General features: G+C 33.5%; 12 protein-coding genes. 2 read left to right on the top strand and 10 right to left on the bottom strand.

Annotated features, from left to right (window positions below; all coding sequences use genetic code 11):
* Position 1: 1 nt before the first annotated feature.
* From phnE (GMA06_RS06240) to GMA06_RS06225, 4 genes are all read right to left on the bottom strand, one after another.
* Positions 2-817: a phosphonate ABC transporter, permease protein PhnE gene (gene phnE / locus GMA06_RS06240; RefSeq protein ID WP_163545520.1), complete on the bottom strand. Its 816-nt coding sequence runs from the start codon at positions 815-817 to the stop codon at positions 2-4.
* 4 nt (positions 818-821) lie between these two features.
* Positions 822-1,643 carry a phosphonate ABC transporter, permease protein PhnE gene (gene phnE, locus GMA06_RS06235; RefSeq protein ID WP_163545519.1) on the bottom strand — a complete coding sequence of 274 codons (822 nt, stop codon included), beginning with the start codon at positions 1,641-1,643 and terminating at the stop codon, positions 822-824.
* A gap of 1 nt (position 1,644) precedes the next feature.
* On the bottom strand, positions 1,645-2,400 hold the full coding sequence (gene phnC / locus GMA06_RS06230) for a phosphonate ABC transporter ATP-binding protein (protein WP_163562054.1): 756 nt from the start codon (positions 2,398-2,400) through the stop codon (positions 1,645-1,647).
* A gap of 82 nt (positions 2,401-2,482) precedes the next feature.
* Positions 2,483-3,478, bottom strand: coding sequence for a phosphate/phosphite/phosphonate ABC transporter substrate-binding protein (locus GMA06_RS06225; RefSeq protein ID WP_240328855.1), 996 nt, complete (start codon positions 3,476-3,478; stop codon positions 2,483-2,485).
* Between the two features lie 229 nt (positions 3,479-3,707).
* Between GMA06_RS06225 and GMA06_RS06220 the strand changes: the two genes are divergently transcribed.
* Both GMA06_RS06220 and GMA06_RS06215 read left to right on the top strand, forming a co-directional pair.
* Positions 3,708-4,898 (top strand): MalY/PatB family protein, encoded by a 1,191-nt coding sequence (locus GMA06_RS06220; protein WP_163562052.1) that lies wholly within the window; start codon positions 3,708-3,710, stop codon positions 4,896-4,898.
* A gap of 426 nt (positions 4,899-5,324) precedes the next feature.
* Positions 5,325-5,807, top strand: a complete 483-nt coding sequence (locus GMA06_RS06215) for a hypothetical protein (protein ID WP_163562051.1) — start codon at positions 5,325-5,327, stop codon at positions 5,805-5,807.
* 132 nt (positions 5,808-5,939) lie between these two features.
* Here the strand turns inward: GMA06_RS06215 and GMA06_RS06210 are convergent, their stop codons facing one another.
* The 6 genes from GMA06_RS06210 to sufC all read right to left on the bottom strand — a co-directional run bounded on the left by GMA06_RS06210 (position 5,940) and on the right by sufC (position 11,989).
* Positions 5,940-6,824: an EamA family transporter gene (locus GMA06_RS06210; RefSeq protein ID WP_163562050.1), complete on the bottom strand. Its 885-nt coding sequence runs from the start codon at positions 6,822-6,824 to the stop codon at positions 5,940-5,942.
* A gap of 85 nt (positions 6,825-6,909) precedes the next feature.
* Complete coding sequence (sufB, locus tag GMA06_RS06205; RefSeq protein WP_163545513.1) at positions 6,910-8,304, bottom strand: Fe-S cluster assembly protein SufB; 1,395 nt, start codon at positions 8,302-8,304, stop codon at positions 6,910-6,912.
* Positions 8,297-8,737, bottom strand: a complete 441-nt coding sequence (sufU, locus tag GMA06_RS06200; RefSeq protein WP_163562049.1) for a Fe-S cluster assembly sulfur transfer protein SufU — start codon at positions 8,735-8,737, stop codon at positions 8,297-8,299. The genes sufB and sufU overlap by 8 nt, the downstream gene beginning before the upstream one ends.
* Positions 8,712-9,953: a SufS family cysteine desulfurase gene (locus GMA06_RS06195; protein WP_163562048.1), complete on the bottom strand. Its 1,242-nt coding sequence runs from the start codon at positions 9,951-9,953 to the stop codon at positions 8,712-8,714. The genes sufU and GMA06_RS06195 overlap by 26 nt, the downstream gene beginning before the upstream one ends.
* A 1-nt stretch (position 9,954) precedes the next feature.
* A complete protein-coding gene (gene sufD, locus GMA06_RS06190; protein ID WP_240328854.1) occupies positions 9,955-11,187 on the bottom strand; it encodes a Fe-S cluster assembly protein SufD in 1,233 nt (410 codons plus the stop codon).
* 28 nt (positions 11,188-11,215) lie between these two features.
* Positions 11,216-11,989: a Fe-S cluster assembly ATPase SufC gene (sufC, locus tag GMA06_RS06185; RefSeq protein ID WP_163545510.1), complete on the bottom strand. Its 774-nt coding sequence runs from the start codon at positions 11,987-11,989 to the stop codon at positions 11,216-11,218.
* Positions 11,990-12,406 lie beyond the last annotated feature (417 nt).

Below are 12,406 nucleotides of genomic sequence, written 5' to 3'. Positions count from 1 at the left end.
TTTAATACCCTCTTGCTAGTTTTCTTCTAATTTTATTTGAAAAGACTTCAATGATTAAGACTAAAATAATAATCCCAACTAAAATAGAGCCCACTTCATTCCAACGATAGTTATTCATCGCAAAAATCAACGGTGCTCCGATACCTCCGGCACCAACAAGACCTAGAACCGCAGCATCTCTTAAATTCATGTCAAAACGATAAATAACAATGGAAATTAGTTTAGAATATAATTGTGGTAAAATACCGTAACGAATTTGTTCCACTTTTGTACACCCAATCGCTGATAAAGATTCGATAATCCCAAAATCTAAATCTTCAATGGCATCAATATACAATTTAGTCACCATACCAACAGATACAACAGACATTGTAAAAACACCTGCTAATGCTCCGGGACCTGTAACACCAATAAACATCAATCCATAAATAAATGCTGGAATTGTTCGAACACACATCGTTAATAATTTTCCAATCCATGCTACATATTTAGAAACAATTTTTTTAGCAGATAAAAAAGCAAATGGTATAGAAATAATCGCACCAATAATTGTTCCTAAAAATGCAATACAAATTGTTTCAAATAACAAGTATAAAACACCCTTATTATCTAATCTGAATAAAAAATGCCAATCTGGATTTAAAATACCACCCATAATATTGCTGGCAACACTTAAAGAATCTCCTGTTGTATCACCTTTTTTTATTGCAGATGACGACCAAATCAATAAACCTAAAACAATAACCGTAATCAATAAGATATACATATACGACTTAGGTTCTTTTTGTAATTTTTCTTCTATCTTTTCACGATTCATACATTTACTCCAATCTATCTCTAAAATGCTCACTTACTGTTTCAATAATAAAGACAGTTATTAACAATAACACAATAATGGTACCCACTTTAGAGTAATCTCTCCACCCTAATTTTTCGTTTAATATCAATCCGATACCACCTGCACCAACATATCCTAAAATGGCTGCGTAACGAACATTTCCTTCGAAATTAAATAATGCTGTAGAAATAAATGACGGTAAAATAATCGGTAAAACAGCATATCTAAATGCATAAAATCGTGTAAAGCCCATTGACTCCATACATTCAAAAGCGCCCATATCAACTGTTTCAATAGACTCATACAATAACTTACCAACATAAGATAAAGAAAAAATAAAAATAGCAACTGTTCCTGCAAATGTCCCTAATCCCCAAATATATGTTGCAATTAAGGCAATAACAAGCGACGGTAATGTTCTAAGAACACTTAAAAACAGTTTGAAAAAGCCGTTGATAAATTTATTTTTTGTAATATTATTTGCCGCTAAAATAGCTACTGGTAAAGAGCAAACAGCTCCTAAAAACGACCCTACAAAAGACATTTTCACTGTATCAAAAAGAGGAGGCAATACATCATTTGTATAATCCATATCCGGTGGAAACATGCTGACTAAAATATCAAAGAAATTAGCAGAGTTTTCAAAAACATCGGCATCAAATTGTGTCACATGTAAAGAAATGATAATACATATCAATAAGCCGAGTATCAGTAAAGGTGTTTTAGAACGCGGTCTTAAAATTGTTTTACCATTGTTTAAAACAATTTGTTCATTAAAAATTAGACTATCCTTTATTGTTTTCATATTACTCTCCATTGCTAAATAAATCTTTTTGATAAATTTTTTCTAAAATATCTTTTGTGACATCTTTGGCACTTCCGTCATATACGATATGCCCTTTATTGATTCCAATCACTCTATCGCAGTATTTTAATGCTAAATCAACATCATGAATGTTTAACAAAATCGTGATATTATTTTCTTTATTGATACGTCTAAAATCGTCCATTACTTGATTAGATGTCACTGGGTCTAACGCAGCAACTGGTTCATCTGCTAAAATGATTTCTGGGTTTTGTGCCAATGCTCTAGCAAGTGCCACACGTTGTTGTTGCCCACCTGATAATTGATCGACACGTACATAAGCTTTTTCAAACATATCCACTTTATCTAGTGCCTCTAATGATTTTATCTTGCATTCTCTTGGGAAAATACCAAAGAATTTTCTGAATCCTGATAATTCTGGGACAAATGCTGTTAAAACATTTTTAATCACAGTTGTTCTTGTCACTAAGTTAAAAGATTGGAATACCATACCAATATTACGTCTAAATTTACGTACATCTCTACCTGTAATTTTTTGTACATTTTGTTCATTCACAAATAGTTCTCCAGATGTAATATCATGCATTTTATTTACACAACGAATAAATGTTGATTTACCCGATCCAGACAATCCAATAATCGCAATAAACTCTCCTTGTTCAATGGTTACATCAACATCAATCAATCCTTTTGTGCCATTTGGATATGTCTTACTTACCTTTTTAAACTCTATCATACTACTTCTCTCTTTCTTCATGCTTAAAAAAGAGAGAGAGGAACACTCTCTCCCTAAAAATTCATGTTATGTCAACAATTTCCTATTTTAAGTTTTTCACGATGTCTTGAGCTTTTGCTTCATTGTCATAATCAGCATCTTTTGCTAATTGGTATCCTTCGTGACTATATACAGCGATAACTTTTTTACCTTCTTCTGTTTTTGCAATTTCCATTAAAGCATTTGCTAAAGCTGTTTTAAATTCAGGTGTTACAGTTTTTGATTTTTTAGAAACACTTACTGTATCGTTATAAATAGCATCTGTTACACCAATAACATTTGTTTCTTCCCAAATACTCATTTCTCTTGAGTAACTTTCGTTCCATTTTTTCTCTTGGTCTGTTCTAGCGTCTGCATAAGTTGCTAATACATCTACTTGGCCAGAAGCTAATCGAGCAAAAGCAGAACCATAAGAATCACTGATAACAGCATTATTGCCTAAATCTTTAATTGTTTTACCAAATGTTTTATTTAACCATAATGTTGGGTAAATGTATCCAGCAGGAGATGTTGGGTTCATAACGCTCCATTTCAAATCTTTCACATCATCCCATGTTAATGTTTCGCCTGCATTTACTTTTTTCGCAATCGCTTGTCCTTTTTCAGACGGACCAGCAATCAACAATGAACGATAAGAAGTTGCTTGTGTATCAGCTTTTTTCGTTGGTTTATTGTCATTCCAAGCTTTTGCTGAAGCATCGTCAATAGATAATCCTTTACGAGTTGCTGTTAATAATACTTCTGCACCATTTCTGTATAAAACATAAGTTCCTGCTGGAATAAAACCAACGTCTAACGTTCCTGCATTTAATCCTTCACCAACAGCTTCAAAACTTGTACCAACTGTGATATCAATGTTTTTAACATCATATCCTGATTTTGCTAATTGTGCTTTTAATAGTTCTTTTAAAGGTTCAGTGGCTGTTACAATTTCAGAAGGTTCTCTTGACGGTACAAAACCAATGGATAATTTTTCAATAACTGTTTTTCCATCAGATGATTTCATCTCTTCTTTTTTAGAGCTACAAGCCCCTAACATACCTAGTGTCACAATAAGTCCTAAAACAAAGACTAATGTTTTCTTTAAATTTTTCATACTTCCTCCTAAAACTAACATGAATTTTATAGTTCTTACCGCAGTATACCATATTTGGAACTGAAAAAAAATACAAAACCATATAAATATGTTTATCTAACAATGAAATGCTTTTTCATATCACACCAAATAATACTTAAATTATGTTACAATGAGAAAAAGGAGTGATTATATGCAAACATACGATTTTGATACACTCATCAATCGTCAAACACAATCATCAAAAAAATGGGAATTGATGCACACATGGGCAACAGATATTCCTGAACATATCTCCCCTTTTTCTGTGGCTGATGCAGATTTAAAAACAGCACCGGAAATCGTAGAGGGTTTACAAGAGTATATTCAACAAACGGTTCTAGGCTATACAACAATGACACCGGACTACAAAAAAGCCATTAAACAATGGAATAAAGATCAATTTAACTGGGATATAGAAGAAGAGTGGATTTCGACATCTCCAGGCATTGTGTCAGCATTACACTCTGCTATCTATGCTTTTACACAGCCGAATGACAATGTACTGATTATGACACCTGTTTATCCACAGTTTAAACAAACGGTTCTACATACTGGTCGAACAGTATTAGCATCATCACTTATCAACGATTTTCCAACGTACCATATAGATTTTCAAGATTTAGAAGAAAAAATGTCTTTAAAAGAAACAACATTGATGATTTTGTGTAGCCCTCACAATCCTGTTGGACGTGTATGGACAAAGGAAGAACTGGACAAAATCATTTCTCTTGCTTTAACGTATGATGTGCTCATCGTTTCAGACGAGATTCATTATGATTTAATCATGCCAAATCATACACATCATGTATTACCAACCTTATCCAAAGAAATTGAGCAAAAATGCATTGTCTGCACAGCACCAAGTAAAAGTTTTAACCTTGCTGGATTGCAAATTTCGAGCATTATTATTCCAAATGAAACATTAAGAGAACGGTTCACACATACACAACTAATACACGGCGTTCCTAGTGCCAATATGATTGGTATGCAAGCAACGGCTATAGCATACACGCAAGGAAAACAATGGCTAGAGGCTTTTCTAGCATTGATTTGGACAAACCATTTAACAGTCAAAGATTTTATGGAAACACATCTTCCTAAAGTTAAAGTTTATGCATTACAAGGGACTTACTTACAATGGCTTGATTTTTCGGCATATGGTTTTTCAACCACAACATTACAAAATCTATTAAGACAAGACGCATTTGTTTTTTGCAATGAAGGCTATACCTTTGGGAAAGAAGGCTATGGTTTTGAACGTTTAAATTTAGCTTGCCCTACCTCTACTCTTATAGATGCTTTACATCGTTTAAAAGACAGTCTATCTCGATATGAACATTAAAATGCCGTTCTCTCAAAAGTAAAAAATAAAGAATTAGAATTATTTATAAGTTACTTGAAATCAACACATTAAACAAGTTGATTTCAAGCATTTTTGAGTCATATTAAATCTATTGATTTACTGTTAAGACAATCTAAAAATGTATTATATTTATATCTATCGATACGGTTTTACAAATAGCAAACAGTCGATTAACAATAAATACGATTACTTTGACAAAATATCATTTTAATACTATACTTTAAATAGAAAACATCGTTAAAAGATGATAGGAGTGACGGTTCTGACTCCTTTGCCAAATAAAAATTGACCGAATTGATGATAGGAGTGACGGTTCTGACTCCTTTGCCAAATAAAAATTAACCGAAACGATGTTAACGATAGAGTTTTCTCTATCGTTTTTTAGTAACAAAAGGGGAATAAAATGTGACAATTCAATTCGAACAAGCACTATATACGTTAACAAGTGATTTCTACAATGATTACCCTAATAGTTCTTTCCCAGAACTTCTAAAACCTCATGGAAATCGTACTTATAATTGTATTATAGTTGAATATAAAGACTATTTTATCTGTATTCCATTTCGAAGCCATATGAAACATAAAAATGGGTATCATTTTAAAAATACCGTTCGTTCACGTCATGTTTCATCTGGTCTAGATTATTCAAAAATTGTGATCGTAAAAAATGCTACTCAATATTTAAGTACGAGTCATATTCTTATAGATAAAGATGAATATGTTGAGGCAATGCATCATTCAGAGCGTATCATTTCTGAAGCAACCAAATATTTAGATGACTATATCAATCATGCACAAAATAAAATAACATTAAATAGTCAAGAATATAAAAAAAGATATTCCTATTCAACGTTAAAATATTTTCATGATATACTACAAATTTTTTAAGAAACTACCCTGAAAAATAGGTAAAACGCTTGAAATCAACATATTCAACAAGTTGATTTCAAGCATTTTTGAGTCATATTAAATCTATTGATTTACTGTTAAGACAATCTCTTTTTCTCAAATTATATCAGCTTATATGCTGCTATTTTTTGTACTGATATATTCATGGCACATCATAGAACCTAAAATAAGAGCAGCACCAATATACTCCAATAAACCAATATGCTCTTTTAATATAAAACTAGATATGAATACTGCTACAACTGGGTCAATATAGCCTAATAATGCAACCGTTTGTGCAGGTAATTGATTAATAGCTCCAAAATACATGGCATAAGCAATACCTGTATGAAGTACACCAAGTAAAAGTAACATCACGATACTTAATGTATCGACTTTTATTTGAGATAAATTTTCAGTCCATAACACATAAGGGAATAAGACGAGTGTAGCAATACTTAATTGTGTCATTGTCTTATCGTAAGCATCAATCTCACTCATTTTCTTATTAAGCATTATGACCGTCGCATACATCATAGCTGCCATTAACCCACATAAAATACCTTTTATATCGTCTATACTTTGAATGGATGTGTTAAACACACCTGATACACATATCATGCCACATAAAGCAACTAAAATGGTCATGCACTGTGCAATATTTAAACGTTCTTTTAAAACAAATGGCGATGCAATTAAGACAAAAATAGGCGCCATATAATAGCATACAGTGGCTGTTGCAACTGTTGTATATTGTAGTGCTTCAAATAATAAAATCCAATTAAAACCAATAAGAGCACCTGATAATAGTAGTAAATAACGCTTTTGATAAAGGAAACGCCAATTTAACGGTTTACGTGTGACAACTAGAAAAAGACACAAACAGCAAACCGCAATAAATCCTCTACCAAGTGATATAAGACTGGACGGAAGTGCAATATAGCGTCTAAAAACACCAATTGTCCCAAAAATTGTCATCGAACTAATCATCATTAATGTATATTTTTTACTTTTCATTGTTTCTCTCCAGATATGTCTTATTCACTATCTTTATAAGAAATCGTGTTGATGTCTAGCAAAGACACCAACACGATTTCTATTTTTACCCAACGCTACCTTCCATTTCATAGGCAATCAATCGATTTAACTCGACGGCATATTCCATTGGCAATTCTTTTGTAAATGGTTCGACAAAGCCCATGATAATCATTTCTGTTGCTTCACTTTCAGATAACCCTCTACTCATTAAATAGAATAATTGTTCTTCTGAAACTTTAGATACTTTTGCTTCGTGTTCTAGTGAAACTTTTCCATTGTGTAACTCATTAAATGGAATAGTGTCTGAATAAGATTTATCATCAACTAAAATCGTATCACATTCGATATGCGAAATAGATCCTTCTGATTTTTTTCCAAAAACAACTTGTCCACGGTAATTTACTTTTCCACCGTCTTTAGCAATGGATTTTGATACAATAGAACTAGATGTATGTGGAGCATTATGTATCATTTTTGCACCTGTATCTTGTACTTGATTTTCTCCAGCAAAAGCAATGGATAACATTGTTCCTCTAGCATGACGTCCGTTTAAGTAAACACTTGGATATTTCATTGTTGTTTTGGCACCTAAGTTTCCATCAATCCATTCCATTGTTGCACCTTCATGCGCAATGGCACGTTTTGTTACTAAATTATAGACATTGTTTGACCAGTTTTGAATAGTTGTGTAACGACAATACGCATCTTTTTTAACGATAATTTCAACAACAGCTGCGTGTAAGCTTGCTGTTGAATAGGTTGGTGCTGTACATCCCTCTACATAATGAATACTTGCACCTTCATCAACAATAATCAGTGTCCGTTCAAATTGTCCAGATTTTTCATTGTTAATTCTAAAATAAGTTTGTAATGGCACATCACATTTAACACCTTTTGGCACATAAATAAATGTCCCACCAGACCATACTGCCGCATTCAATGCCGCTTCAAAATTATCCGAAGCAGGAACAGCTGTTCCAAAATGTTCTTTAAAAATGTCAGGATATTCTCTCAATGCAGTATCTGTATCCGTAAAAATAATCCCTAATTTTTCAAATTCTTGCTTCATACTATGGTAAACAGCTTGAGATTCATATTGTACAGTTGCACCTGCTAAATAAGCTCTCTCAGCTTCTGGAATACCAATTCGTTCAAATGTTTCTTTAATTTTTTCTGGCACATCATCCCATGATTTTGCCACTGTTTCATTCGCTTTTTGATAATATGTAATATCTGAAAAATCAAGTTCAGATAAATCGGCACCCCAAGTTGGTTTATCTAATTTATAAAATAAATTCAAAGATTTTAAACGATAGTCTAGCATCCATTCCGGTTCATTTTTTTGTTGAGAAATATCTCGAACAACCGCTTCAGACAATCCTTGTCCTGTCGAATATAATATTTCAGCATCGTCTTTAAATCCAAATTTATATTCTGCTAAAGCAGGTACTTCACTCATTTTCTTCCAACCTTTCTAATAATGTTTCTAGCACTTTCCAACTCAATGTAGCACATTTAATACGTGTTGGAAATTTGGATACACCTTGCAATAATTCAGCATCTGCTAAATCAATCCCCACATCGTGCCCTTGCACAAGTTCAAAAAATGATTTGATTTTTTCTTTTGCAAGTGTCACATCTTCGCCTTTCAACAACTCACACATCATACTGGCACTTGCCTTGCTAATGGTGCATCCTTCTCCTGAAAACGAGATGTCTTCAATACGATTTTCTTTGGCACGAATGTGAACAGTTATCACATCTCCACACGTTGGATTTAACATTTCTAAAGAGTCTGTTTCTTCAATCTGTTTACGAAATTGTCGTGGGTGTGCTGAATGATCTAAAATCACTTGTCTATATAAATCATCTAATTTCGTCAATGCGACCATTCGTAAAAAACTCCTTTACTTTTTTGACCGCCTCAACAAAACGATCCACATCTTCTTTGGTATTATATATATAAAAACTTGCTCTAACTGTTGCTGTGACATTTAACTGTCGCATCAAAGGTTGTGCACAATGATGCCCTGCACGAACAGCAACGCCTTCCATATCTAAAGCTGTTGCGACATCGTGAGGATGAATACCTTTTAAGTTAAAACTAATGATGCTTCCACCATTATAGCCTTTTTCATGCCCATAAATCAGTACATCCGGTATAGTCTGTAACTGATGTAATGCAGCCATTGTTAACTGCTGTGTATATTGTCGAATAGTATCCATATCACATTGTTGTATATATTCAATAGCGGCACCTAAGCTAATCGCACCAATAATATTTGGTGTCCCCGCCTCAAATTTATAAGGTGTTTTTTGATACGTACTTTCCATATCGCCTACATATTCAATCATATCGCCTCCAAATGTGATTGGTGGCATCTTTTCAAGTAATTCATGACGACCATACAGTACGCCTATTCCATTCAACGCTCCTAATTTATGTCCACTAAAAGCATAAAAATCATAATGGGTTACATCAACAGACAGATGTGGTGTAGATTGTGCTCCATCAACAACGATAACACCACCTACATTATGAACTATATTGGCTAATGTTTCTATATCATTATGAACACCTAAAACATTGGATACATGTGTCACAGCCACTATTTTGGTGCGATGTGTCGCCATTTTTGATACAGCCTTAACATCTACTTCGCCTGTTTCTAATAGAGGCATAAAAATCAATTTTGCACCTGTTTTTTTCGCCAATTCTTGCCAAGGAACTAAATTTGCATGATGCTCTAAAGCAGATACAAAAATTTCATCTTGTTCTTGTAGTATACTTTCACCATAACTTTTTGCGACTATATTCAAACTATCTGTTGTACCACTTGTAAAAATAATATCCTTTTCAGACGTAGCATGAATAAAGTTTTTCACAATATCTCTGACTTTTTCATACTCTTGCGTTGCTTGGTATGCCGTTGTGTACACACCTCTATGCACATTCGCATACGTCGTATTTAAAAATGTTGTTATTTTTTCTTGAACAGGAAGTGGCACAAATGAAGAAGCTGCACTGTCTAAATAAATATAAGGTTCATCATTGATAGATTGATTTAATACGGGAAAATCCTTTTTTATATCCATACTATTATCCATACTATTCACCTAGCTTATGATCAATCACGTCAATCATTTCTTTTTGAATATCACGCATTGGAATTTCTGTAATAACAGCACCTAAAAAACCACGAATAACAAGTTTTTCTGCATCATCTTGGCTTAAACCTCTACTCATCAAATAGAATAATTGTTCTTCATCCACTTGTCCGACACTTGCTGCATGCCCTGCTGTCACATCACATTCATCAATCAATAAAATTGGGTTGGCATCTCCTCTAGCAAATTGAGATAACATTAACACACGACTTTCTTGTTGTGCATCTGCTCCTTTTGCTCCTTTAATAATATGTCCAATACCATTAAACGTTAGCGTTGATTTATCCATAATAACACCATGTTGTAAAATATGCCCTACGGAATGTTTAGCATAATTTGTCACACGTGTGTCAATCCCTTGCACTTGTTTACCAGTTGAAATACCAATAACTTTTACATGACTTGTCGAACCGGTACCTACTAAATCGGAATCAAAATCGGCAATGACATTACCGTCATTTAAAGCACCTATCGCCCAGTTAATATCTGCATCTTTTTGGATACGTCCACGACGATTGATATACGCATGTGTTTGTTCACCCAGTCTGTCAACGGCAGCGTATTTTATTTTTGCACCGTCTTTAGCGATTACTTCTACCACAATATTCGCTGTGTTTTTCTTATTGCCAAATGTTTCTAATTTTTCAACGTATGTTAATTGACTATTCACATCGGCAACAATCAGAACGTGTTTAACAAAGGCTTCTTGAATGCTACTGTCTTGTAATAAAATCGTTTGAATAGGTTCTTCAATCACGACATTTTTTGGAACATATAAAAACACACCACTGTTCATATACGCACGATTAAATGCTGTTAATTTATCCTCATCAACTGCTACAACAGTGTTTAAATGGGCTTGTACCAACTCTGGATATTCTTGCATTGCTGTGAATAGGTCTGTTAAAATAACACCTTGTTCAACCAACGATGTAGGTAATTGTTCAAAAACAGTACGTGTTCCATATTGTACTAATAATGGTTTATCATGCTCTAAATTCGTTAAAACACCATATCCTGTTTCATCACTTTGCTCATCTGAATCAATCATTGTATCAAACAAATGCCAACGATTAAATTTCACACGTTCAATAATAGGTAATGCTAATGTGTCTAATAATCCGTATGCTTGTGTCCGTTGTGCAATTGCCCACTCAGGTTCTTGCTTTAACATAGAAAATGTTTGTAATGTATCCATTCTATTATTCTCCATCAATCTCAATATCTAAGCCTAACTCATCACGGATACCTTTATATCCTTCTGCTTCTAAACGTTTCGCTAAATCTGCGCCACCTGTTTTCACAATTTTTCCACCCATCATCACATGAACAATATCTGGTTCGATATAATTCAATAAGCGTTGATAGTGTGTAATAATCAATGACCCAAAACGATTACCACGCATTGCATTCACACCTTTTGAGACAACTTTTAAGGCATCAATATCTAAACCAGAATCGATTTCGTCTAAAATAGCAAATGTTGGCTCAATCATCAATAATTGTAAAATTTCATTACGTTTTTTCTCTCCTCCAGAGAAACCTTCATTTAAATAACGTTCTGCCATTTCTTCAGGCATGTCTAATAAAGCCATTTTTTCATCTAATTTTTTAATAAAATCACGTACGGAAATTTTATTATCATCATCACGTCTTGCATTCATGGCTGCACGCATAAATTCAGCATTTGTCACACCTGCAATTTCACTTGGGTATTGCATGGCTAAAAACAATCCAGCTCTTGCACGTTCGTCTACTTCCATATCTAAAACACTTTCACCATCGAGTAAAATTTCACCTTTTGTTACTGTATAGCTTGGATGCCCCATAATCGCTGCTGATAGAGTTGATTTACCTGTTCCATTAGGTCCCATTACGGCATGAATTTCTCCTGTTTTCATGACTAAGTTGACACCTTTTAAAATTTCTTTATCTTCAATTGATACATGTAAATCTTTAATTTCTAAAATAGACATATTATACCTCTTTTCAAATTTTATCGTCTTTATTTTATAATAATTCCTAATAATAAGCTAGCTTTTGCTTTTACAAAAAAAGCATCTATAAAAGATGCTCAGACTGTTGACAAATTAAAATGTCGACAGTCTTTTTTCGTATCAGACGTTAAGTTGCACGGCTTACCACGATGTACACGATACATCGCTCGTTCTCTACCATGTGCGAGAACGAAGCCATTCGTACCACAACGTCTGATACGATAATAACGCTTAAAAGTGGTATAATAGAGATAAGAAAAAGGAGGGAAAAATCTATGTTTTATAAAGAAACTCACCCAAATGATGAAATCATATTAAACACATTGTCCGAATTAGTACCAAAAGACCATTTACTACGTAAAATTGATAAATCAATTGATTTCAATTTTATTTATG

The sequence above is a fragment of the Granulicatella sp. zg-84 genome (assembly GCF_010892375.1).
Lineage (GTDB): Bacteria > Bacillota > Bacilli > Lactobacillales > Aerococcaceae > WM01.
Note: the sequence above shows the minus strand (reverse complement) of the source record. Positions and strands in the feature narration are given on the sequence as shown.